This is a genomic window from Microbacterium gawkjiense, assembly GCF_031932225.1.
Taxonomy (GTDB): Bacteria; Actinomycetota; Actinomycetes; order Actinomycetales; family Microbacteriaceae; genus Microbacterium; species Microbacterium gawkjiense.
Genome location: NZ_JAUZVV010000002.1, coordinates 109204 through 133352 on the forward strand (window position 1 = coordinate 109204; position 24149 = coordinate 133352).

General features: G+C 69.4%; 22 protein-coding genes. 14 read left to right on the forward strand and 8 right to left on the reverse strand.

The genetic code is table 11. The features are described 5' to 3' along the window. The first annotated feature begins 15 nt into the window (after window positions 1-15). Both coaE and uvrB read left to right on the forward strand, forming a co-directional pair. Entirely contained in the window at window positions 16-612 is a 597-nt protein-coding gene (coaE, locus tag Q9S71_RS08595; RefSeq protein ID WP_311861846.1) for a dephospho-CoA kinase, read from the forward strand. A 59-nt stretch (window positions 613-671) separates the two neighbouring features. Then, complete coding sequence (gene uvrB / locus Q9S71_RS08600) at window positions 672-2753, forward strand: excinuclease ABC subunit UvrB (RefSeq protein WP_311861847.1); 2082 nt, start codon at window positions 672-674, stop codon at window positions 2751-2753. Window positions 2754-2759: 6 nt separating this feature from the next. Here uvrB and Q9S71_RS08605 read toward each other — a convergent pair whose 3' ends face one another. After that, window positions 2760-2996: a hypothetical protein gene (locus Q9S71_RS08605; protein WP_217531314.1), complete on the reverse strand. Its 237-nt coding sequence runs from the start codon at window positions 2994-2996 to the stop codon at window positions 2760-2762. Window positions 2997-3036: 40 nt separating this feature from the next. Between Q9S71_RS08605 and Q9S71_RS08610 the strand changes: the two genes are divergently transcribed. From Q9S71_RS08610 to Q9S71_RS08660, 11 genes are all read left to right on the forward strand, one after another. Beyond that, window positions 3037-3477, forward strand: a complete 441-nt coding sequence (locus Q9S71_RS08610; protein ID WP_311861848.1) for a MarR family winged helix-turn-helix transcriptional regulator — start codon at window positions 3037-3039, stop codon at window positions 3475-3477. A gap of 54 nt (window positions 3478-3531) precedes the next feature. Beyond that, complete coding sequence (gene uvrA, locus Q9S71_RS08615; protein ID WP_217531316.1) at window positions 3532-6417, forward strand: excinuclease ABC subunit UvrA; 2886 nt, start codon at window positions 3532-3534, stop codon at window positions 6415-6417. 1 nt (window position 6418) lies between these two features. Further along, window positions 6419-8338 (forward strand): excinuclease ABC subunit UvrC, encoded by a 1920-nt coding sequence (gene uvrC / locus Q9S71_RS08620; protein WP_311861849.1) that lies wholly within the window; start codon window positions 6419-6421, stop codon window positions 8336-8338. A gap of 33 nt (window positions 8339-8371) precedes the next feature. Further along, a complete protein-coding gene (gene rapZ, locus Q9S71_RS08625; protein ID WP_217531341.1) occupies window positions 8372-9244 on the forward strand; it encodes an RNase adapter RapZ in 873 nt (290 codons plus the stop codon). Between the two features lie 55 nt (window positions 9245-9299). Further along, on the forward strand, window positions 9300-10277 hold the full coding sequence (gene whiA, locus Q9S71_RS08630; protein WP_064002298.1) for a DNA-binding protein WhiA: 978 nt from the start codon (window positions 9300-9302) through the stop codon (window positions 10275-10277). 113 nt (window positions 10278-10390) lie between these two features. Beyond that, a complete protein-coding gene (locus tag Q9S71_RS08635; protein ID WP_064002297.1) occupies window positions 10391-11017 on the forward strand; it encodes a superoxide dismutase in 627 nt (208 codons plus the stop codon). A gap of 137 nt (window positions 11018-11154) precedes the next feature. Continuing rightward, entirely contained in the window at window positions 11155-12165 is a 1011-nt protein-coding gene (gene gap / locus Q9S71_RS08640) for a type I glyceraldehyde-3-phosphate dehydrogenase (protein WP_064002296.1), read from the forward strand. A gap of 2 nt (window positions 12166-12167) precedes the next feature. Then, window positions 12168-13385: a phosphoglycerate kinase gene (locus Q9S71_RS08645; RefSeq protein ID WP_311861850.1), complete on the forward strand. Its 1218-nt coding sequence runs from the start codon at window positions 12168-12170 to the stop codon at window positions 13383-13385. Continuing rightward, the gene (gene tpiA / locus Q9S71_RS08650; RefSeq protein WP_217531320.1) at window positions 13373-14164 is read left to right on the forward strand and encodes a triose-phosphate isomerase; all 792 of its coding nucleotides are present in this window, start codon (window positions 13373-13375) and stop codon (window positions 14162-14164) included. The genes Q9S71_RS08645 and tpiA overlap by 13 nt, the downstream gene beginning before the upstream one ends. Before the next feature lie 97 nt (window positions 14165-14261). Further along, complete coding sequence (secG, locus tag Q9S71_RS08655; protein WP_064002293.1) at window positions 14262-14510, forward strand: preprotein translocase subunit SecG; 249 nt, start codon at window positions 14262-14264, stop codon at window positions 14508-14510. Further along, entirely contained in the window at window positions 14510-14866 is a 357-nt protein-coding gene (locus Q9S71_RS08660) for an RNA polymerase-binding protein RbpA (RefSeq protein ID WP_064002292.1), read from the forward strand. Before secG ends, Q9S71_RS08660 begins: the two co-directional genes overlap by 1 nt. A gap of 36 nt (window positions 14867-14902) precedes the next feature. On the opposite strand, the gene pgl is transcribed toward Q9S71_RS08660, so the two are convergent. The 5 genes from pgl to tkt are packed head-to-tail and all read right to left on the reverse strand — an operon-like array spanning window position 14903 to window position 21360. Further along, window positions 14903-15682, reverse strand: coding sequence for a 6-phosphogluconolactonase (gene pgl, locus Q9S71_RS08665; RefSeq protein ID WP_311861853.1), 780 nt, complete (start codon window positions 15680-15682; stop codon window positions 14903-14905). A 7-nt stretch (window positions 15683-15689) separates the two neighbouring features. After that, a complete protein-coding gene (locus Q9S71_RS08670) occupies window positions 15690-16622 on the reverse strand; it encodes a glucose-6-phosphate dehydrogenase assembly protein OpcA (protein WP_311861854.1) in 933 nt (310 codons plus the stop codon). Continuing rightward, window positions 16619-18166: a glucose-6-phosphate dehydrogenase gene (gene zwf / locus Q9S71_RS08675; RefSeq protein ID WP_311861855.1), complete on the reverse strand. Its 1548-nt coding sequence runs from the start codon at window positions 18164-18166 to the stop codon at window positions 16619-16621. Before zwf ends, Q9S71_RS08670 begins: the two co-directional genes overlap by 4 nt. 3 nt (window positions 18167-18169) lie before the next feature. Next, entirely contained in the window at window positions 18170-19282 is a 1113-nt protein-coding gene (gene tal / locus Q9S71_RS08680) for a transaldolase (protein ID WP_311861856.1), read from the reverse strand. Further along, window positions 19279-21360, reverse strand: a complete 2082-nt coding sequence (gene tkt, locus Q9S71_RS08685; RefSeq protein WP_311861857.1) for a transketolase — start codon at window positions 21358-21360, stop codon at window positions 19279-19281. The genes tal and tkt overlap by 4 nt, the downstream gene beginning before the upstream one ends. 221 nt (window positions 21361-21581) lie before the next feature. Between tkt and Q9S71_RS08690 the strand changes: the two genes are divergently transcribed. Then, window positions 21582-22508, forward strand: a complete 927-nt coding sequence (locus Q9S71_RS08690) for a heme o synthase (protein ID WP_311861858.1) — start codon at window positions 21582-21584, stop codon at window positions 22506-22508. Window positions 22509-22530: 22 nt separating this feature from the next. Here Q9S71_RS08690 and Q9S71_RS08695 read toward each other — a convergent pair whose 3' ends face one another. Further along, window positions 22531-22935: a dinucleotide-utilizing enzyme gene (locus tag Q9S71_RS08695; protein WP_311861859.1), complete on the reverse strand. Its 405-nt coding sequence runs from the start codon at window positions 22933-22935 to the stop codon at window positions 22531-22533. Window positions 22936-23020: 85 nt separating this feature from the next. Continuing rightward, window positions 23021-23938, reverse strand: coding sequence for a COX15/CtaA family protein (locus Q9S71_RS08700; protein ID WP_311861861.1), 918 nt, complete (start codon window positions 23936-23938; stop codon window positions 23021-23023). Window positions 23939-24149: the final 211 nt, after the last annotated feature.

Below are 24149 nucleotides of genomic sequence, written 5' to 3' on the forward strand. Positions count from 1 at the left end.
TGGCATCCTCGGAGGGTGACACTCATCGCATTGACCGGCGGCATCGCGTCGGGGAAGTCCACGATCGCGCGTCGACTCGCCGAGCACGGGGCGGTGATCGTCGATGCGGACGCGATCGTCCGCGAGGTGCAGCAGCCGGGGTCGCCGGTGCTCGCGGAGATCGCCGCGGCGTTCGGCGACGACGTCCTGACGGCCACCGGTGAGCTCGACCGACCCCGTCTCGCCTCACGCGTCTTCGGTGACGAGGATGCCGTGGGCCGCCTCAACGCGATCGTCCACCCCGCCGTGCGGGTCGAATCCGCGGCGCGCTTCGCGGCCGCGCAGGCCGCGGATCCGAGCGCGGTCGTCGTCTACGACGTCCCCCTGCTGCTCGAGGCGCGCGCGGAGGACCCCTGGGAGCTCGTCGTGGTGGCCCACGCGCCCGTCGAGCTGCGGCGGGAGCGGCTCGTCTCCCTGAGGGGGATGAGCCCCGCCGATGCGGACGCGCGCATCGCGTCGCAGGTCGACGATGAGCGCCGCCTCGCGATCGCCGACGTCGTCATCGACACGTCGGGGTCGATGGCGCAGACGCTGTCGCAGGTCGACGCCCTCTGGGAGCGCCTCGCCGGCTGACATCCACGCCGACGGCGAACGCCGGAGCCGGTGTCGGAGGCCGCGCCTACGCTGGAATCATGCAGACCACGCGCTCCGTCCGCCCTTTCGAGGTCGTCAGCGAGTACCAGCCCAGCGGCGACCAGCCGCAGGCGATCGCCGACCTCGCCGCTCGCATCAACGCGGGTGAGACCGACGTCGTCCTGCTCGGCGCGACGGGCACGGGCAAGTCGGCGACGACGGCCTGGCTGATCGAGCAGGTGCAGCGTCCGACGCTCGTGCTCGCGCACAACAAGACGCTCGCGGCGCAGCTCGCCAACGAGTTCCGCGACCTCATGCCGAACAACGCGGTCGAGTACTTCGTCAGCTATTACGACTACTACCAGCCTGAGGCGTACGTCCCGCAGACGGACACCTTCATCGAGAAGGACTCCTCGATCAACGCCGAGGTGGAGCGGCTGCGCCACTCGACGACCAACTCGCTGCTGAGCCGGCGCGACGTCGTCGTGGTGTCCACGGTGTCGTGCATCTACGGCCTCGGCGCGCCCGAGGAGTACCTGCGCGCGATGGTCGCCCTGCAGGTGGGGGAGCGGTACGACCGCGACGCCCTCATCCGCAAGTTCATCGCGATGCAGTACAACCGCAACGACGTCGACTTCTCGCGCGGCAACTTCCGCGTCCGCGGCGACACGATCGAGATCATCCCGGTGTACGAGGAGTACGCCGTGCGGATCGAGCTCTTCGGCGACGAGATCGAAGCGCTGTACATGCTGCATCCGCTCACCGGCGATGTGGTGCAGAAGCTCGAGAGCGTGCCGATCTTCCCGGCATCCCACTACGTCGCGGGCACCGAGACGGTCCAGCGCGCCATCGGCACCATCGAGCACGAGCTCGAGGAGCGGCTCAAGGAGTTCGAGTCGCAGGGCAAGCTGCTCGAAGCTCAGCGTCTGCGCATGCGCACGACGTTCGACCTCGAGATGCTGCAGCAGCTCGGCTTCTGCTCCGGCATCGAGAACTACTCGCGGCACATCGACGGGCGCATGCCCGGTGAAGCGCCGCACACCCTGCTCGACTTCTTCCCCGACGACTTCCTGCTCGTCATCGACGAGTCCCACGTGACGGTCCCGCAGATCGGTGCGATGTACGAGGGGGATGCCTCCCGCAAGCGCACGCTCGTCGACCACGGCTTCCGGCTGCCGAGCGCGATGGACAACCGGCCGTTGCGCTTCGATGAGTTCAAGCAGCGGATCGGGCAGACCGTGTACCTGTCGGCGACCCCCGGACGGTACGAGATGGGGATCGCCGACGGCGTCGTCGAGCAGATCATCCGTCCGACGGGTCTCATCGACCCGGAGATCATCGTGAAGCCCTCGAAGGGTCAGATCGACGATCTGCTGGAGGAGATCCAGCTGCGCGTCGAGCGGGACGAGCGCGTCCTCGTCACCACGTTGACCAAGAAGATGGCGGAGGAGTTGACCGACTTCCTCGGTGAGCACGGCGTGCGCGTGCGCTACCTGCACTCCGACGTCGACACGCTGCGTCGCGTCGAGCTGCTGACCGAGCTGCGGCAGGGCGTGTACGACGTCCTCGTGGGCATCAACCTGCTGCGCGAGGGCCTCGACCTGCCCGAGGTGTCGCTCGTCGCGATCCTGGATGCCGACAAAGAGGGCTTCCTGCGGTCGGGGACGTCCCTCATCCAGACGATCGGTCGCGCGGCGCGCAACGTGTCGGGCCAGGTGCACATGTACGCCGACAAGATCACGGACTCGATGGCGGCGGCCATCGAGGAGACCGAACGTCGGCGCGAGAAGCAGATCGCGTACAACCTCGAGAACGGGATCGATCCGCAGCCGCTGCGCAAGAAGATCGCGGACATCACCGATGCGCTCGCCCGTGAGGCGAGCGACACGCGCGACATGATGGACGGCCGTGGCAAGGGCAAGACGAAGTCCGGCAAGGGCAAGAGCCCGACCCCGCAGCTGCGGCGCGAGGGCATCGCCGCCGAAGGTGCGAACCAGCTCGAGGCGACGATCGAGGATCTCACGCGCCAGATGCTGGCGGCGGCCGACGAGCTCAAGTTCGAGCTCGCGGGGCGTCTGCGCGACGAGGTGCAGGACCTGAAGAAGGAGCTGCGCGCGATGGAACGCGCCGGGCACGCCTGAGCGTGCTCAGGGGCAGTGCATGAGGGGGCGTTCCCCCGAACGGTCGAAGGTGTGCGCCGACATCGGCTGACCGCACAGGGGGCACGCGCGTTCGGTCCGGACCGGTTCGGGCTCGGTCTCGTAGGGACCGACCGAAGCCGGGCCCGCGTAACGGATGAGGCGGCTGTTCCACCAGCGGTAGAACCCGCCCGCCGCGCGGATCCGTTCCCGCAGCGGGGGCCGTTGCTCGCGTTCGTCGTCCATATTGATTAGCGTACTAACTATTAGCGGGAAGGGGATCGGAATGGACGAGGACGCACTCAAGCTCGAGAGCCAGTTGTGCTTCGCGATCGTGACGGCCGCCCGGAACGTCGTCTCGATCTACCGGCCGGTCCTTGAGCCCCTCGGTCTGACGCACCCGCAGTACCTCGTGATGCTCGCCCTGTGGGAGCGGGCGCCGCAGTCCCTCTCCGAGCTCGCGACCGCCCTCGCGGTCGAGCCCGCCAGCCTGTCGCCGACCATCAAGCGTCTCGAGGCGCAGGGCCGCGTCGTCCGGCGCCGGCGCGCGGCGGACGAACGCGTCCTCGACATCGCGTTGACCGACGAGGGAGCGGCCCTGCGCGAGCAGGCGCTGGACGTGCCGAGGCAGATCATGTCCCGCGTCGGACTCGGCGTCGCCGACGTCGAGCGGTTGAGGGACGGTCTGCAACCCTTCGCCGGACGCCGGCCGACCACCGAGGACTGATCGCCGGGAGCGAAGCACGGAGCCCGTGTCGGTGGCCCAACCTAGGATTGACCGGTGCCCATCGTCCCCGTTCCCCACGCCTCCAAACTCAGTGTCCGCGGCGCGCGCGTCCACAACCTGAAGAACGTCGACCTCGAGATCCCGCGGGACTCGCTCGTCGTGTTCACCGGCCTGTCCGGGTCGGGGAAGTCGAGCCTCGCGTTCGACACGATCTTCGCCGAAGGTCAGCGCCGGTACATCGAGTCGCTCAGCTCGTACGCACGCCAGTTCCTCGGACAGGTCGACCGTCCCGACGTCGACTTCATCGAGGGTCTCAGCCCTGCGGTGTCGATCGATCAGAAGTCGACGAACCGCAACCCGCGCTCGACGGTGGGCACCATCACCGAGATCAACGACTACATGCGTCTGCTGTGGGCGCGCGTCGGCATCCCGCACTGCCCCGAGTGCGGTGAGCGCATCCAGCGGCAGACGGTGCAGCAGATCGCCGACCAGCTCATGGAGCTCCCCGAGCGCACGCGGTACCAGATCGTCGCCCCCGTCGTGTCGCAGAAGAAGGGCGAGTTCGTCGACCTCTTCAAGGAGCTGTCGGCGAAGGGGTACGCCCGCGCGATCGTCGACGGCGAGACGGTGCAGCTCGCCGAGGCGCCGACCCTCAAGAAGAGCTACAAGCACGACATCGCCGTGGTCGTCGACCGTCTGGTGGCGAGCCCCGACATCCTGAGCCGCGTCACCGACTCGGTCGAGACGGCCCTCGGTCTCGCAGGCGGCATCCTGCAGGTCAACTTCGTCGACGAAGAGGGCGACGACGCCTGGCAGAGCTACAGCGAGAAGCTGGCCTGTCCCAACGGTCACGCGCTGACCCTGACCGAGATCGAGCCGCGGACGTTCTCCTTCAACGCGCCGTTCGGCGCCTGCCCGGCCTGCTCGGGTCTGGGTACCCGCATGTCGGTCGACACCGAACTGCTGCTGGGCGACGAGGAGCTCTCCATCGCCGAAGGTGTCATCGTCCCCTGGACGACGCAGGGCAAGGGACTGTTCCAGTACTACGAGCGGCTGCTCGTGGGACTCGCGGACGACCTCGGGTTCTCGCTCGACACGCCCTGGAAGGACCTTCCGGCCGACGTGCAGGACGCCGTGCTGAGCGGCGAGAACTACAAGGTCACCGTCAAGTGGAAGAACCGCTACGGCCGCGAGATGCGGTACGCGTCGGGCTTCGAGGGCGTCATCCCGTACATCGAGCGCCAGTTCACGCAGGCCGAGACCGACACGCAGCGTCAGCGCTGGGCCGAGTTCCTCCGCGAGGTGCCCTGCCCCGTCTGCAACGGCGATCGCCTGAAGCCCGAGGTGCTGTCGGTCCTCGTCCACGGGCACTCGATCGCGGATGCCTCGCGGCTCAGCCTCGGCGAGGCGCAGCAGTTCTTCGCGCAGCTCTCGCTGACCGACCGCGAGGCGACCATCGCGGCCGCGGTCCTGCGCGAGATCCGGGCCCGCCTCGACTTCCTCATTCAGGTCGGCCTCAACTACCTCAGCCTCAGCCGTGCGGCGGGCTCGCTCTCGGGCGGCGAGGCGCAGCGCATCCGTCTCGCGACGCAGATCGGCTCGGGGCTCACGGGTGTGCTGTACGTCCTCGACGAGCCCTCCATCGGACTCCACCAGCGTGACAACCGCCGACTCATCGAGACGCTCGTGCGTCTGAAGAGCCTCGGCAACACGCTGGTCGTCGTCGAGCACGACGAGGAGACGATCCACGCCGCCGACTGGATCGTCGACATCGGTCCGCGCGCGGGAGTCGAGGGGGGCAACGTCGTTCACTCGGGACCGGTCGAGCAGCTCCTGACGGACCAGGAGTCCATCACCGGCGCCTACCTCAGCGGACGACGCGCCATCCGGATGCCGAAGAAGCGTCGGAAGATCGACAAGGGGCGCCAGCTGCGCGTCGTCGGAGCGCGGGAGAACAACCTCCAGAACGTCACCGTCGACTTCCCGCTCGGCGTGCTCACCGCCGTCACCGGGGTGAGCGGTTCCGGCAAGTCGTCGCTCGTGAACGGCATCCTCTACGAAGTCCTCGCGACCAAGCTCAACGGTGCGCGCCGCGTCGCCGGCAAGCACACCCGGGTGACCGGACTCGAGCACCTCGACAAGGTCGTCCACGTCGATCAGGCCCCCATCGGTCGCACGCCCCGGTCCAACCCGGCCACCTACACGGGGGTCTTCGACCGCATCCGCTCCCTGTTCGCCGAGACGACCGAGGCGAAGGCGCGCGGCTACCAGCCCGGCCGCTTCAGCTTCAACGTGAAGGGCGGCCGGTGCGAGGCGTGCTCGGGTGACGGCACGATCAAGATCGAGATGAACTTCCTGCCCGACGTGTACGTCGACTGCGAGGTCTGCCACGGCCAGCGCTACAACCGCGACACCCTCGCGGTGCACTACAAGGGCAAGAACATCGCCGAGGTCCTCGACATGCCGATCTCGGAGGCGGCCGACTTCTTCGAGCCGATCCAGGCGATCCACCGGTACCTGAAGACCCTCGTCGACGTGGGGCTCGGCTACGTCCGGCTGGGGCAGTCCGCCACGACGCTCTCCGGCGGCGAGGCGCAGCGCGTGAAGCTCGCCACCGAGCTCCAGCGTCGCTCGAACGGGCGCACCATCTACGTGCTCGACGAGCCGACGACGGGTCTGCACTTCGAAGACGTGCAGCGCCTGCTCGAGGTCCTGAACAGCCTCGTCGACAAGGGCAACTCGGTGCTCGTCATCGAGCACAACCTCGACGTGATCAAGTCCGCCGACTGGGTCATCGACCTCGGCCCCGAGGGGGGCTCGGGCGGCGGCACGATCGTGGCGACGGGGACCCCGGAGCAGGTCGCGACCGTACCCGAGAGCCACACCGGGCAGTTCCTCGCCGAGATCCTGGAAGTGGCTCCCGCGCGCAAGGCGGGCTGACGTGGCATCCGCTCTGCCGTACAAGCCGAAGCCGGGGGAGATTCCCACCGACCCCGGCGTCTACCGGTTCCTGGATGCCGACGGTCGGATCCTCTACGTCGGCAAGGCCAAGAACCTCCGCGCCCGGCTGTCCAACTACTTCGCGCCGCTCCACACGCTCCACGAGCGCACACGGCGCATGGTGACGACGGCCGCGAAGGTCGAGTGGACCGTCGTGAAGACCGACATCGACTCGCTCCAGCTCGAGTACACCTGGATTCAGGAGTACTCGCCGCCGTTCAACGTCCGGTACAAGGACGACAAGTCCTATCCGTACATGGCCGTGACCCTCGCCGACGAGGCGCCGCGGGTCATCGTGACCCGCAACCGCCGCATCCGCGGGGCCAAGTACTTCGGCCCGTACCCGAAGGTCTGGGCGGTCCACGACACGATCGATCAGCTCATCAAGGTGTTCCCGATCCGCACCTGCAGCGACTCGTCGTACAAGAAGGCGATGGCCTCGGGGCGGCCGTGCTTCCCCGGGCAGATCGGCCGGTGCGGCGGTCCCTGCTCGATGAAGGTCACGATCGAGGAGCACCGCGCCATCGTCGACGACTTCGTCTCGTTCATGTCCGGGAGCGACAAGCGGTTCACGAAGCGGCTCGAAGCGCGGATGCGCGAAGCGGCGGCCGCGATGGACTACGAGGCCGCGGCGTCGTACCGCGACAAGCTGCAGGCGCTCGACGCCGTCCTCAACCGCAGCGCGCTCGTGCTGAGCGAGGACACGGACGCCGACCTGTTCGGCGTGGCCGAGGACGAGCTGTCCGCGGCCGTCCAGCACTTCGTCGTCCGCGGCGGACGTGTGCGCGGCGTCCGCGCGACGACGATCGACAAGGAGCTCGACATCTCCGGGCCCGACCTCGTGGATCAGATCCTGCAGCGCGCCTACGGTGCCGCCTCGGCCGAGGACATCCCGCGCCAGGTCCTCGTCCCGACGCTTCCCGACGACTCGGCCGAGCTCGAGCAGTGGCTGCAGTCGCGGCGCGGCAAGAAGGTGACGGTGCAGATCGCGCAGCGCGGTCAGAAGGCCGACCTCATGCGGACGGCGACGCTCAACGCCCAGCAGGCGCTCATGCTGCACAAGACGCGGCGGACGAGCGACTACACGGCTCGCACCAAGGCGCTGACGGATCTGCAGGAGGCGCTCGGGATGACCGAGGCCCCGCTGCGCATCGAGTGCTTCGACATCTCGCACCTCGGCGGCACGGGGGTCGTCGCGTCGATGGTCGTGTTCGAGGACGGTCTGCCGCGCAAGGACCAGTACCGGTCGTTCTCCGTCGCCGAGACCACCGACGACACCGACTCGATGTATCAGGTGCTCACGCGACGGCTCGCGCACATCGACCGCGACGAAGCCGAGCAGGAGAAGATCGACCCGATGGCGGACGGTGAGGTGGATGCCACGCGCAAGCGCCCGCGCTTCGCCTACCGGCCTCAGCTGCTCCTCGTCGACGGCGGCCAGCCGCAGGTGCAGGCCGCGGCGCGTGCCCTCCGCGACGCCGGCCACGAGGAGATCGCCCTGTGCGGCATCGCGAAGCGTCTCGAGGAGGTCTGGCTGCCCGACGACGACTTCCCGGTGATCCTGCCGCGCTCCTCCGAGGCGCTCTACCTGCTGCAGCGGCTCCGTGACGAGGCGCATCGCTTCGCGATCACCCACCAGCGCAAGAAGCGTGGCCGGGACATCACGACGGTGCTGGCGGAGGTGCCCGGTCTCGGCGCGACGCGGATCAAGGCGCTCCTGCGGCACTTCGGATCGGTGAGCCGCCTGAAGCAGGCGACACCCGAGGAGATCCAGGAGCTGCCCGGGATCGGCCCGCGGCTCGCGGCCACGATCCACGCGCACCTGGCCGCCGGGTCGGAGGCCGTGCCCTCGGGTGGTTAGGCTGGGATGACACGCGTGGAAGGCGGGGTGCGGATGGACGGCCAGACGGCGGGCGAGGTCCTGATCGTCACGGGCATGTCCGGAGCCGGGCGCACGACCGCGGCGAACGCCCTCGAGGACCTCGACTGGTACGTCGTCGACAACCTGCCGCCGCAGATGCTCTCGCATCTGCTGGATCTCACGGCGCTCGCAGCCGACGCGCTTCCGCGTGTGGCCGCGGTGGTCGACGTCCGCGGGCGCCAGCTCTTCGGCGAGCTGCCCTCGGTGACCCATTCGCTCCGCGACGGCCGTCAGTTGCGGGTGCTGTTCCTCGACGCTTCCGACGAGGTGCTCGTCCGCCGGTTCGAAGCCGTCCGTCGGCCCCACCCGCTGCAGGGGGAGGGGACGATCCTCGACGGCATCCGCCGTGAGCGCGAGCGCGTCGCCGCCATCCGTGAAGCCGCCGACGTCATCGTCGACACCAGCGCCCTCAACATCCATCAGCTGGCGAACCGCATCGTCGACCTCTTCAGCGCGGACGGGGACGCGCGGCACACCGTCACCGTCATGAGCTTCGGCTTCAAGTACGGGTTGCCGCCGGACGTCGACCTCGTCGCGGACATGCGCTTCCTCCCCAACCCGTACTGGGAGCCCTCGCTGCGCGCCCTCACGGGGGAGGACGAGGCGGTCCGCGAGTTCGTGCTCGGTCAGGAGGGCGCACGCGAGTTCATCGATGCGTATGCGGCGGCCCTCCACCCCGTGCTCCAGGGGTATCAGCGCGAGAACAAACGTCACTCCGTGATCGCGATCGGATGCACCGGGGGCAAGCACCGCTCCGTCGTGACGTCGTTCGAGCTCGCGGAGCGTCTGGGCGCCGAACCGGGCGTCGCCGTGCGGGTCACGCACCGGGACCTGGGTCGCGAATGAGCGGTGCGCGAGTAAGCTGATCCTTTGTCCCCCTCGCCCCCACCGAAGGATCGCCGTGCCGCTGACTGCTGACGTGAAGACGGAACTCACCTCGGTGCGTGATCCGCGGCCGACGGCCCGCGTCGCAGAACTCACCACGATCCTGCGCTTCTCGGGCGGACTCCATTCGATCGCCGGCCGGGTCGCCGTCGAGGCGGAGGTCGAGACCGACATCCTGGCCCGACGCGTGGCCCGCGACCTCGTCGAGATCTACGGCGTCCGTCCCGAACTCGCGCACGTGCAGTCCTCCGGCGGACGGACGGCGAACCTCGTCGCGGTGCGCGTCATCGAGGGCGGGGAGACCCTGGCCCGCCAGACGGGTCTGCTCGACAACCGTCGGCGACCGGTCCGCGGACTCCCGAACAAGCTGACCACCGGCGCACGCCCCGACCTCGCGGCCGTGTGGCGCGGCGCCTTCCTCGCGGCCGGCACCCTGTCCGATCCGGGCCGTTCGGCGGCGCTCGAGGTCGCCTGCCCTTCGGGCGAGGCGGCCATGGCGCTCGTCGGTGCGGCGCACCGTCTCGGGATCGCCGCCAAGGCGCGCGAGGTCCGCGGCGTGCCGCGCGTCGTCGTCCGCGACGGCGAGGCGATCCGCGCGACCCTCCTCATGATGGGTGCGCAGAAGACCGCCGCCGCGTGGGAGGAGATGCGGCAGCGCCGTGAGGTCCGCGCCGGCGTGAACCGCCTGGTCAACTTCGACGACGCCAACCTGCGCCGTTCCGCGCAGGCGGCGGTCGCGGCCTGCGCCCGTGTCGAGCGTGCGCTCGAGATCCTCGGCGACACCGTCCCGCCGCACCTGAAGCAGGCCGGCGACCTCCGCCTCGCGCACCGCGACGCGAGCCTCGACGAGCTCGGCCACCACGCCGATCCGCCGCTGACGAAGGATGCCGTGGCCGGCCGCATCCGCCGTCTCCTCGCGATGGCCGACAAGAAGGCCGCGCAGGACGGCATCCCCGACACGGAGTCCGCCGTCCCCGCCGGTCTCGAGGACTGACGGGATACATCCCCTCTTCGCGGGAAGCAACCGGGTGTCCGGCGGGTTGGCCCTCAATAGGATGAATCCGACCGGCCGCGCCGTGCGCGCGGCACCGACAGAAGGAAGAGGACATGGCGAAGTACACGCTGCCTGAGCTCCCGTACGACTACTCCGCGCTCGAGCCGAGCATCAGCGGCAAGATCATGGAGCTTCACCACTCGAAGCACCACCAGGCGTACGTCACCGGAGCGAACACCGCCCTCGAGCAGCTCGCGGAGGCGCGGGAGACCGGCAACCTCGCGAACGTCAACAAGCTCGAGAAGGACCTCGCGTTCAACCTCGGCGGACACGTCAACCACTCCATCTTCTGGACCAACCTGGCCCCCGCCTCGCAGGGCGGCGGCGGTGAGCCCGAGGGCGAGCTGCGCGCGGCGATCGACGAGTTCTTCGGCGGCTTCGACAAGTTCCAGGCGCACTTCACGGCCGCTGCCACCGGCATCCAGGGCTCCGGGTGGGCCGTCCTCAGCTGGGACCCGATCGGCCAGCAGCTGATCATCCAGCAGCTGTTCGACCAGCAGTCGAACACGGCGCAGGGGACCATCCCGATCTTCCAGCTCGACATGTGGGAGCACGCCTTCTACCTCGACTACCTCAACGTCAAGGCCGACTACGTGAAGGCGGCCTGGAACATCGCCAACTGGCAGAACGTCGCGCAGCGTCTCGACGCCGCCCGTGACAAGACGGCGGGCCTGCTCTAGTAGTAGGGTCGTTCACAGGTGAGGATGCCGGGCTCCTCCCGGCAACGGGGGCGAAGCCCCGGCATCCTCTCTCTTTTCCAGCACATCGCGAGTCGACCCCGTTCGAGGGGCGTACGCGACGAAAAACGGGAGACAACGTGTCTGTCAAGATCGGCATCAACGGCTTCGGCCGAATCGGACGCAACTTCCTCCGCGCGGCTCTCGCGCAGGGAGCTGACCTGGAGATCGTGGCGGTGAACGACCTCACCGACAACAAGAGCCTCGCTCACCTCCTGAAGTACGACTCCGTCGGCGGTCGCCTGGACGCCGAGGTCTCGTACACCGAGGACTCGATCACGGTCAACGGCAAGACCATCAAGGTCTTCGAAGAGCGCGACCCCGCCAACCTCCCCTGGGGCGAGCTGGGCGTCGACATCGTCATCGAGTCGACCGGCCGCTTCACCAAGGCTGCGGACGCCAAGAAGCACATCGACGGCGGTGCGAAGAAGGTCATCATCTCGGCGCCGGGCACCGACGTCGACGGCACCTTCGTCATGGGTGTCAACGACGGCACCTACGACTCCGAGACGATGCACGTCATCTCGAACGCGTCCTGCACCACGAACTGCCTCGCCCCGATCGCCAAGGTCTTCAACGACAACTTCGGCATCGAGCGCGGCTTCATGATGACGGCCCACGCCTACACCGCCGACCAGAACCTGCAGGACGGCCCCCACGGCGACCTGCACCGTGCGCGCGCTGCGGCGATCAACATCGTCCCCGCCGCCACCGGCGCCGCCAAGGCCATCGGTCTCGTGCTTCCCGAGCTCAACGGCAAGCTGAGCGGCTCGTCGTACCGCGTTCCGGTCCCCACCGGCTCGATCGTCGACCTCACGGTCGTCACCCCGACCGAGGGCCTGACCGCCGAGGTCATCAACGCCGCCTTCGAGAAGGCCGCTGCCGAGGGCGAGCTCGTCGGGTACCTGAAGTACAACACCGACGCGATCGTCTCGAGCGACATCCAGCTCGACCCGCACTCCTCGGTCTTCGACGCCGGCCAGACCAACGTGTCGGGCAACCTCGTGAAGATCTCGTCCTGGTACGACAACGAGTGGGGCTACTCGAACCGCCTCGTCGACCTCACCGAGCTCGTCGCCAGCAAGCTCTGACGATGGCTCTGCGCACCCTCGATTCGCTGGGTTCGCTCGCAGGCAAGCGTGTCATCGTCCGTGTCGACTTCAACGTCCCCCTGAAGGACGGCGTCATCACGGACGATGGCCGCGTGCGTGCGGCTCTGCCGACGCTGTCGGCGCTGGTCGAGCAGGGAGCTCGCGTCATCGCGGTCTCCCATCTCGGCCGGCCCGACGGCGCCCCGGACGCGAAGTACAGCCTCGCCCCCGTCGCCACGCGGCTGTCCGAGCTCCTCGGCGCGGACGTCGCCTTCGCGATCGACACGGTCGGCGACTCCGCTCGCGACACCGTGGCGGGCCTCGCGGACGGGCAGGTCGCCGTCCTCGAGAACCTCCGCTTCAACGCGGGGGAGACCGCGAAGGACGACGCGACCCGTCGCGCGTTCGCCGAGCAGCTCGCGTCGTTCGGCGACGCCCTCGTCTCGGACGGGTTCGGTGTCGTGCACCGCAAGCAGGCGTCGGTCTACGACCTCGCCGAGCTGCTGCCCTCCGCTGCGGGCCTCCTCATCGAGAAGGAGGTCGACGTCCTCGACCGCCTGACCGAGCGTCCGGAGCGTCCGTACGCGGTCGTCCTGGGCGGCTCCAAGGTCAGCGACAAGCTGGGCGTGATCGAGCACCTCCTGCCCCGCGTGGACAAGATCCTCGTGGGTGGCGGCATGCTGTTCACCTTCCTCGCGGCACAGGGTCACAAGGTCGGCAAGAGTCTCCTCGAGGTCGATCAGCTCGACACGGTCCGCGGATACATGGAGACGGCGCGCGAGCGCGGGGTGGAGCTCGTGCTCCCCGTCGACGCCGTGATGGCCGCCGGTTTCGCCGCCGACGCCGATCACGTCGTGGCATCCGTCGACGCCCTGGAGGACACCCCCTTCGGTGCGGACGGCATGGGCCTCGACATCGGACCGAAGACGGCGGAGCTGTTCGCCGACGCGATCCGCGGCGCGAAGACCGTGTTCTGGAACGGCCCGATGGGCGTGTTCGAGATGGCGGCGTTCGCCGAAGGGACCAGGACGGTCGCCCAGGCGCTGACCGAGGTCGACGGCCTGTCGGTCGTCGGCGGCGGCGACTCCGCGGCCGCCGTCCGTCAGCTCGGGTTCGACGACGACCAGTTCGGCCACATCTCCACCGGTGGTGGGGCCAGCCTCGAATTCCTCGAGGGCAAGAAGCTGCCCGGATTGGAGATCCTCGGATGGGAAGCGTGACCCGCAAGCCCCTCATCGCCGGCAACTGGAAGATGAACCTCGACCACCTGCAGGCGGTCGCGTTCGTCCAGAAGCTGCACTGGACGCTGAAGGATGCCGCGCACGAGACCGACTCGGTCGAGGTCGCGGTGTTCCCGCCGTTCACCGACATCCGCACGGTGCAGACGCTCATCGACGCCGACAAGATCCCGTTCGCCCTCGGTGCGCAGGACGTGTCGACGAAGGACTCGGGCGCCTACACGGGTGAGGTCTCGGGAGCGTTCCTGAAGAAGCTCGACGTCGACTACGTGATCATCGGTCACTCCGAGCGACGCGAGTACCACGGCGAGACCGACGAGGTCGTCGCGGCGAAGGTCCAGGCCGCGCTGCGTCACGGGCTCGTGCCGGTGATCTGCGTGGGCGAGACGCTCGAGCAGCGCGAGGAGTCCGGCCCGACCGCCGTGTCGGTCGCTCAGCTCCGCGCCGCGCTCGAGGGTGTGCCCTCGGACGCGGACGTCGTGGTCGCCTACGAGCCGGTCTGGGCGATCGGGACCGGACAGGTCGCGTCGCCCGAGCAGGCGCAGGAAGTGTGCGCCGCGCTGCGTACGGTGCTCTCCGAAAGCCTCGGGGATGCCGCGGCCGAGCGCACCCGCATCCTCTACGGCGGATCGGTGAAGTCCGGCAACATCGCGAGCTTCATGCGCGAACCCGATGTCGACGGCGCCCTCGTCGGAGGAGCGAGCCTCCTCGCCGACGAGTTCGCCGCCATCATCCGCTACCAGAAGCACGTCGGCGTGTGATCCTGAGCGGTGCGGCGCCTCGCGGCGTCGCACCGCTCAGCCGGTATACTCGTGCGAGCGCTGAGCGACTCGGCGACCCGAAAGGCTTTCAACGACTGTGGACATCCTCCAGCTTGTGCTGCAGGTGCTGCTGGGACTCACCAGCCTCCTGCTCACTCTCCTGATCCTCCTGCACAAGGGGCGCGGCGGCGGCCTCTCCGACATGTTCGGCGGCGGCATGAGCTCGGCGATGGGGTCCTCGGGCCTCGCCGAGCGCAACCTCAACCGCTTCACGGTCGTGCTCGCACTCGTCTGGTTCGTCGCGATCGTCGCGCTGGGCCTCATCACGAAGTTCCAGAGCATCTGATGGCGACCGGGGGCAACGCGATCCGGGGCACCCGCGTCGGTGCCGGACCGATGGGGGAGCAGGACCACGGTCACCACGCCGACCGTGTGGCCGTCTCGTACTGGGACGCACTCGGTAACGAGACGGTGCGCTACTTCGCGGCCGGCATCTCGGAGGAGGAGATCCCCGAGACGATCGACTCGCCGCACTCGGGCCTCCCGGCCGGTCGCGACAAGGCGAACCCGCCCGCGCTGGCCAAGACCGAGCCCTACAAGACCCACCTCGCTTACGTGAAGGAGCGTCGCACGGACGAGGAGGCGGAGTCGATCCTGGACGACGCCCTCAAGCAGCTTCGGGAGCGCCGCGGTCAGGACTGATCGCCGCCTTCCACACCGATACGACCCCGGGTTCTCTCAGAACTCGGGGTCGATCAGTTCTTCGGGCACGCCCTGCGCGGCGGCCTCGTCGACGAAGAACACCGTCTGCTTGCGCCCCTTCGCCCCGGCGGCGGGAACGGAGTGGTAGCTCGCGCCGGCGAGCGCCAAGCCCAGCGCAGACGCTTTGTCGGTGCCGGGGAGGACCAACCACACGCGCCGGGACGAGTTGATCACCGGACGGGTCAGGGTGATCCGCTCGGACGGCGGCACGGGGGAGTGTCGCACCGGGAGGACGGCGTGCTCGGTGTCGGAGATCTCGCTGCGATCCGGGAAGAGGGACGCGATGTGTCCGTCGGGTCCGACGCCCAGGAACGCCAGGGTGAACCGTGGCCAGGGCTGGTCCTCGGCGGCGAACGAGGCCAGCTCCGCCGCGTAGTCGGCGGCCGCTTCGTCATGGCTGCGACCGGCGTCGGAGGCGGCGATCGGGTGGATGTTCGCCGCCGGGACGTCGATGTGGTCGAGGAACGCGGCGCGTGCCGCCGTCTCGTTCCGCTCCGGATCGCCCGCCGGGACGAAACGCTCGTCCCCCCACCAGAAGTGGACCTTCGACCAGTCCACCTCCCGCCGGCGATCGCTCTCGCCCGCCGCGTGCAGCACGGCCGTTCCGGCGGTGCCCCCGGTCAGCAGGATGTGCGTCGTCTTTCCCTCGGCGGCACGTGCGGAGACCCGCTGGAAGAAGCGCTTCGCGACCCCTCGGGCCAACGTCTGCGCGTCAGGACGGACGACGACGCGCTTCTCCGCGCGGAACTCCGACATGCGACTCCTACCTCGTGGGAGGGTCGAGGAGCTCCCACCCTTCGGTGATGACTCGACCATACAAGAGGTCGGGATCGAGACGGCGCAGCTCCTCCGCGAGGCACTCGCGCAGGGATCGCCGCGGCAGCACGATGTCGTGCGTCGGCTGGCCGGGCTGAGTGAGGGTCGCGTCCGTGGCGCTCGAGCGTTCGAGGACGATGTCACCGGAGTCCCGCGAGAGGGTGACCGAGCGGATGCCGTGGGCCCACTCGTGCTCGTCCGTGTAGTGCCATTCGACCGGCACATCGAGCTTCATCCGCAGCCACGCGGCCAGCAGCCCGGTGGAGGGGGAGCTGCCCGCACCGACGACCGTCACGGCCGTGACGGGCTCGTACGGCGGCTGGTCGAGGACGGCGGCGAGCTGCTCGCGCCAGTGGGTGAGCCGCGTCCACGCCAGATCCGTGTCACCGGGCGCGTAGACGGAGCCGAGCTGTGCGAGCCGGTCCTTGGCGAACGGCTTCGTCGAGGCATCCGTGATCCGCCGCTGCGCCATGCGACCGATCGCGGAGTGCGCGGGGTCGGTGGGCGGGTCGTCGGGCCACCAGGCGACGACGGGAGCGTCGGGGAGGAGGAGGCCGTTCACGAGGCTCTCCTGGTTGCCGGCCGCCGCACCCCGGGCGCGGAGGACGACCACCTCGCTGGCACCGGCGTCGCCGCCGACGCGGATCTGCGCGTCGAGCCCGGTCGGGGCGTCGGGTTGGACGACCAGGACGATGACGCGCATCGGGTGCTCGCGCGAGGCGGCGTTCGCGGCGTCGATGGCCTCCTCGTCGAAGCCCCCCGTGGAGACGATGACGAGGGTCAGCACGCGCCCGAGGGCGACGGCGCCGCCCTCCTCGCGCACGCTCACGAGCTTCTTCGCGATCGTGGACACCGTGGTGTCGGGCAGGTCGACGATCATGGGCGCCTCCAGACGCGGCCGTCGCGGGCCAGGAGCTCATCGGCGGACGGGGGACCCCAGGATCCGGGGGAGTACTGCTCGAGCGGCTCGTCCTGCTCCGCCCAGTACTGCTCGACGGGGTCGAGGATGCGCCAGGACAGCTCGACCTCCTCGTGACGGGGGAACAGCGGCGGGTCGCCCAGGAGGACGTCGAGGATGAGGCGTTCGTAGGCCTCGGGGCTCGACTCGGTGAACGCGTGGCCGTAGCCGAAGTCCATCGTGACGTCGCGCACCTCGTTGCCCGCGCCCGGAACCTTCGATCCGAAGCGGAGGGTCACGCCCTCGTCGGGCTGGATGCGGATGACGAGGGCGTTCTGCCCGAGCTGCAGCGCCTGCGAGCGCAGGAACAGCAGCGGCGGCGTGTGCTTGAAGACCACGGCGATCTCCGTGACCCGGCGGCCGAGGCGCTTGCCCGTGCGCAGGTAGAACGGCACACCGTTCCAGCGTCGGGTGGCGATCTCGAGCTTGATGGCGGCGTAGGTCTCGGTCCGGGACTGCGGGTCCATGCCGTCCTCGTCGAGGAAGCCGGTGACCTCCTCGCCGCCCTGCCAGCCGCCGGCGTATTGCCCGCGCGCCGTGGCGGTGGACAGGTCGTCAGGGAGCTTGACCGCGGCGAGGACCTTCTCCTTCTCGGCGCGCAGGTGCTCCGCGTCGAGCGAGATGGGCTCCTCCATCGCGGTCAGCGCGAGCAGCTGCAGGAGGTGGTTCTGGATGACGTCGCGCGCCGCGCCGATGCCGTCGTAGTACCCCGCGCGACCGCCGACGCCGATGTCCTCGGCCATCGTGATCTGCACGTGGTCGACGTAGTTCGCGTTCCAGAGCGGCTCGTACAGCTCGTTCGCGAAGCGCAGCGCCAGGATGTTCTGGACCGTCTCCTTGCCGAGGTAGTGGTCGATCCGGAAGATGGCGTCGGCCGGGAAGGCGACCTCGAGGGCTTCGTTCAGCTCGCGGGCGGTCTGCAGATCGCTGCCGAACGGCTTCTCGATGACGACGCGTCGCCAGGTGTCCCCGTCCACCGTCTCGTCGACGAGGCCGGAGTCGCGCAGCTGACGCGCGACGACCGGGAAGTCCTTCGGTGGGATCGAGAGGTAGTACGCGTGGTTTCCCATGGTGCCGCGCTCGGTGTCGAGACGCTCCACGGTCTCGCGGAGCCGGGCGAAGGATGCCGCGTCGTCGAACTCGCCCTGCACGAAGCGGATGCCCTGCAGGAGCTGGTTCCACGTCTCCTCGCGGAAGGGCGTGCGCGCGTGCTGCCGCACCGCGTCGTAGACGACCTTCGCGAAGTCCTGGTCCTCCCAGTCGCGTCGGGCGAAACCGACCAGCGCGAACCCCGGGGGGAGCAGGCCCCGGTTCGCGAGGTCGTACACGGCGGGCATGAGCTTCTTGCGCGACAGGTCGCCCGTCACGCCGAAGATCACGAGCGCGCTGGGTCCCGCGATGCGGTTGAGGCGCCGATCATCCGGATCGCGGAGGGGGTTGTTCCCCCGCGAGATCTCCGCAGCCATCGGTCAGCGTGCGCTGTCGAGGGCCGTGCGCACCGTGCCCTGCAGGTCGTGCCACGAAACGATGAACTTCTCGACACCCTCGTCCTCGAGGACCTGGGTGACATCCACCAGATCGATGCCCGCCTCGGCGAGCTGGTCGAAGACCCGGTGGGCGTCCTCGTACGACCCGGTCACGGTGTCGTCCGTGATCTTCCCGTGGTCGAAGGTCGCCTCGAGCGTCTTCTCGGGCATCGTGTTGACGGTGCCGGGAGCGACGAGCTCGGTGACGTAGAGGGTGTCGGGGAGCGCCGGGTCTTTGACGCCCGTCGACGCCCACAGGGGGCGCTGGACGTTCGCGCCCGCCGCGATGAGCTCGAGGGCGGACGGCTCGGCGAACCGCTTCTCGAAGAGCTCGTAGGCGAGTCGGGCGTTCGCGATCCCGGCCTTGCCCTTGAGGGATGCCGCCGCGTCCGTGCCGATGGCCTCGAGACGCTTGTCGACCTCGGTGTCCACGCGCGAGACGAAGAACGACGCCACCGAGTGGATGGTGGCGATGTCGTGCCCGTTCTCCTTCGCCCGGCGTACGCCCTCGAGGTAGGCGTCGATGACCGCCGCGTACCGCTCGAGGCTGAAGATCAGAGTGACGTTGACCGAGATGCCCTCTGCCAGGACGGCGCTGATCGCCGGGAGACCGGCGAGCGTCGCGGGGATCTTGATGAGCGTGTTCGGCCGGTCGACCTTCGCCCACAGTTCCTTCGCCTGCGCCACCGTCGCGTCGGTGTCGTGAGCGAGGTCGGGGGAGACCTCGATCGAGACCCGGCCGTCGACGCCGTTCGTGCGGTCGAAGACCGGACGGAAGATGTCGGCCGCGTCGCGGACGTCGGTGGTCGTGATCTCGAAGATCGCGGTGTCGACGTCGGCGCCCTGGGCCGCGAGGGCCTGGAGCGGCGCGTCGTACGAGTCGTCCTCCGTGTTGCCGATGGCGGCCTGGAAGATCGACGGGTTGGTGGTGACGCCGACGACGTCACGCGTCTCGATCAGCTGCGCCAGGTTGCCGGTGTCGATCCGCGATCGCGACAGGTCGTCGAGCCAGATGCTGACGCCGGCGCCGGACAGGTCCTCGGTGGGGGTGCTCATGCGTTCTCCTTGACGGTTGCGCGGGCCGCTTCGACGACCGCATCGGCGGTGACGCCGAACTTCTCGAACAGGGTCTTGTAGTCGGCGGAGGCGCCGAAGTGGTCGATGCCGACGGTGCGTCCGCTGTCGCCGACGATGCCGCGCCACAGGCCGGTCGCGCCGGCCTCGACCGAGACACGCGCCTTGACGGATGCCGGGAGCACGGACTCGCGGTAGGCGGCATCCTGCTCCGCGAACCACTCGAGGCTCGGAGCCGACACGACGCGCGCGCCGATCCCTTCGGCGGCGAGCGTCTCGCGGGCGGCGACGGCCAGCTGGACCTCGGAGCCGGTCGCGATGAGGATCACGTCGGGCTCGCCCTCGGGAGCCTCGAGCAGGGTGTACGCACCCTTCGCGACTCCCTCGGTCGTGGCGAAACCGTTCTCGCCGCGCGGGAAGACCGCGATGTTCTGACGCGTCAGCGCGATGCCGGTCGGACCGCCCTGGCGGCGCAGGATCTCGAGCCACGCCGCAGCGGTCTCGTTGGCGTCGGCGGGACGGACGACCGTGAAGTTCGGGATGAGCCGCAGGGTCGCCAGCTGCTCGATCGGCTGGTGCGTCGGGCCGTCCTCACCGAGGGCGACCGAGTCGTGGGTCCAGACGAACACCGAGGGGATGTCCATGAGGGCGGCGAGGCGCACGGCGGGACGCATGTAGTCGCTGAAGATCAGGAACGTACCGCCGAAGGGGCGGGTCGGACCGTGCAGCTTGATGCCGTTGACGATGGCGCCCATCGCGTGCTCGCGGATGCCGAAGTGCAGCACGCGCCCGTACGGGTCGCCCGACCACTCGTGCGTCGACCACTCCGCCGGGATGAAGCTCTTGGCGTCCTTGATCGTCGTGAGGTTGGACTCCGCGAGGTCCGCAGATCCGCCCCACAGCTCGGGCAGCTCGGCGGCGAGGGCGTTGATGACGAGTCCGGATGCGGCGCGCGTGGAGACGTCCTTGCCGGGCTCGAACACGGGGAGCGCGTCCTCGATGCCCTCGGGCAGCGTGGCCGCCTCGAGGCGGTCGAGCAGCGCCTTGCGCTCGGGGTTCGCGGCGGCCCAGGCGTCGAAGGACTCCTGCCAGGCGGCACGGTCGGCGGCACCGCGCTCGGCGAGGGCGCGCGTGTGCGCGATCACGTCGTCGGCGACGGCGAAGTTCTCCTCGGAGTCGAAGCCGAGCACCTTCTTCGTCGCGGCGAGTTCGTCCGCGCCGAGCGCGGAACCGTGGATCTTGCCGGTGTTCTGCTTGCCCGGGGCGGGCCATCCGATGATCGTCTTGAGGATGATGAGCGAGGGCTTCGACGTCTCGGACTTGGCCGCCTCGATCGCGTCGTAGAGGGCGGCGACGTCCTCGACGTACTCACCCGTCTTCTTCCAGTCGACCGTCTGGACCTGCCAGCCGTACGCCTCGTAGCGCTTCTGCACGTCTTCGGTGAAGGCGACGTTCGTGTCGTCCTCGATCGAGATCTGGTTGGAGTCGTAGATCGCGATGAGGTTGCCGAGCTGCTGGTGACCGGCGAGCGAACCGGCCTCGGCCGTCACACCCTCCTGCAGGTCGCCGTCGCCGGCGATGACGAACACGTGGTGGTCGAAAGGCGACGTGCCGGCCTCCGCCTCGGGGTCGAAGAGTCCGCGCTCGTAGCGGGCGGCGTACGCGAAGCCGACGGCCGAGGCCAGGCCCTGACCCAGCGGGCCGGTCGTGATCTCGACGCCCTTGGTGTGTCCGTACTCGGGGTGTCCCGGGGTCAGGGAGCCCCATGTACGCAGCGCCTTGAGGTCGTCGAGCTCGAGCCCGAAGCCGCCGAGGTACAGCTGGACGTACTGCGTCAGCGAGGAGTGGCCCGCGGAGAGGATGAAGCGGTCGCGTCCGAGCCAGTGGGTGTCGGTCGGGTCGTGGCGCAGCACCCGCTGGTACAGCAGGTACGCGGCCGGGGCGAGGCTCATGGCCGTTCCGGGGTGGCCGTTACCGACCTTCTCGACGGCGTCCGCCGCCAGCACGCGCGCGGTGTCCACCGCGCGCCGATCGATCTCGTCCCAAACCAGCTCTGACACCTGGAAGCCTTTCGTCGGTGAGTCCGCGCGGGCGCCCGCTTCTCAGGAAGAAGGAGGGGACGCCTGACGCCGGGATTTTCAGCATATCCATCCGAGCCCCTCGACGAGGCCGGGTCGACGCTGTGTGACGTGCGCTGTGAGCGAAGCCGGGGAGCGGGCGCGGAAGGACCCCGTCCGAGGGATGGCGTAGACTCGATCGGACGATCTACACGGCAGGGGCGATGGCACTCACGGACACCGGCGCGCGCGTATCCGCGCCCGCTCGACAGTCGTTCGGCCGCACCGTCCGCGCGTACGTCCAGTTGACGAAGCCGCGCGTCCTGGAGCTGCTGCTGGTCACGACCATCCCGGTCATGTTCCTCGCGGCGAACGGACTGCCCGATCTCTGGCTGATCCTGGCCACCGTCGTCGGCGGTGCCATGAGTGCCGGGTCGGCGGCATCCTTCAACATGTATCTGGACCGCGACATCGACGCGCACATGAAGCGGACCGAGAACCGTCCGCTCGTGACGGGCGAGGTCACGCCGCGCGGTGCGCTCGTCTTCTCGTGGACGCTCGCCGTCGTCTCGACCGTCTGGCTCTGGGTCTTCACGAACTGGGTCGCGGCGGCGCTCAGCGCCGGCGCGATCTTCTTCTACGTCGTGATCTACACGATCCTGCTCAAGCGTCGCACCGAGCAGAACATCGTGTGGGGCGGGATCGCCGGATGCTTCCCGGTCATCATCGGCTGGTCGGCCGTCACCGAGTCGCTCACGTGGACCCCGTTCATCCTCTTCCTCCTGGTGTTCCTCTGGACGCCGCCGCACTACTGGCCGCTCTCGATGAAATACAAGGGCGACTACGCCGAGGTGGACGTCCCGATGCTGGGCGCGACGCGCAACGGCGCGCAGGTGGGACTCCAGGTCATCCTCTACGCGTGGGCGACGGTGGCGAGCTCGCTCCTGTTGATCCCCGTCGCGCCGATGGGCCTCGTCTACACCGCGTCGGCTCTCGTGCTGGGCGGCTGGTTCATCTACGAGTCCCACGTGCTCTACGCGCGCGCCGTCCGCGGCGAGAAGGTCCGTCCGATGCGCGTGTTCCACGCGTCGATCACGTACCTCACCCTGCTGTTCGTCGCGATCGCGATCGACCCGCTGCTGCCCTTCTGACGCAGCGGGCCGATCGAGGCGATCAGCGTCCGGCGCCGTCGAGCACGGGGTGCGGCGTCGTGTCCGACCCGTCCTGGGCGGCGGCGGACGCCGGAGCGTCCCCCGTCGCTGCTGCATCCTGCGCCGTCGCGGGCTCGTCGTCGACGGCCCGCTGTGCGCGCGGCGCGACGACGAAGGCGCGGAGCGCTCCGAGCGTGAAGGCGAGCAGCAGGCCGATGGCGCCGACGCCCACGAGGATCGCGCCGAGGACCGCCCAGATCTGGCCGACGTAGACGTCCACTCCGGTCGCGGTGCCGGCGGTCAGGGCCGTCTCCATCTTCGCGAGCTTGTCCATGAGGACGACGCCGCCGGCGGCTCCGGATGCGAGCGAGCCGGCCACGAGCAGCCAGAACGGGATGCTGCGGGTCAGGCGGGGGCGGGTGTTCATCGATTCTCCTCCGGGTCGAGGTCGCCCGCTCTGGGGCGACCCGGGCCACTGTTCCCGGCCCACCCTGACGGAACCGATGCGCCGCCTATGAGGTTTCGGTGTGCGCCGGCGCCTTCAGCCGCAGGACGACGACGGTCATCGCCGCGGCGGTGAGGGCGGCGAGCACCATGTGCACGCCGACGGCGAGCTCGGGCAGGCCGTTGCGCGCCTGGTAGAGTCCGACGAGGATCTGCACGGCTTCGGCGGCCAGCAGGACGCCCACCCACGTCCGGGTCGAGAGCCCCCGGCGCCACGCCACCACGGCGAGGGTCACCGTGAGCGCGAGCAGCGCGTACCCGGGCCACGCGTGCACGTGCTCGAGGATCTCGGCGTTGAATCCGTTGCGGCCGGCGGCGGCGTCACCGGAGTGGGGACCCGCTCCGGTCGTGAGCACCCCGAACGCGATGGTCAGGGCCAGCACGCCGGTGGTGAGGTGCGTCAGCCGCGCGTACCAGGCGGGGACGACGCGCACGCGGGCGCCGCCGGGCTCGTCGAGGCGGGCGAGGAACGCCGCGCAGACGCAGACCAGGATGAGCGACACGACGTAGTGGAACCCCACGATGAACGGGTTGAGGCCCGTGAGGACAGTGATGCCGCCGACGATCGCCTGGGCGACGACGCCGCCGAGCACGATGAGCGCCAGGACGAAGAGGTCGCGGCGGGTGCGGCGCATCCGCCACACGAGGATGACGACGGCGAGGGCGAGGATGCCGACGAGGCCCGTCAGCGTGCGGTTGCCGAACTCGATCACGCCGTGGATGCCCATCTCGGGGGTCGCGACGAGCGAGTCAGCGGTGCAGGTCGGCCAGGTGGGGCAGCCGAGGCCCGAACCGGTCAGACGCACGGCGCCGCCGGTCCCGATGATGAGGGTCTCGGCGAGGAACGACAGCCACGCGACGACGCGCAGCAGGCGCGGGACCCGGGTCGTCGGCGGGGCGGTCGGTGTCGACGCGGTGATCAGCATGGGTCGCCTCCGGGCGAGGGCCGGCACGCCGCGGGGGATGGCCGTGCCTGTAGAATGAAGCTGTCGGCGAGCGCGATCCCCATCGCAGCCCGCACAACGATTCTAGGCGCGGTCTCGCGTCATCAGAGCGGCCAGCAGCGGCATCCCCCTCGTGCACTCCTCTCGCGGGAGGGAATGCCGGAACGGATGACACCGTTGCCGCCCGTGAGGA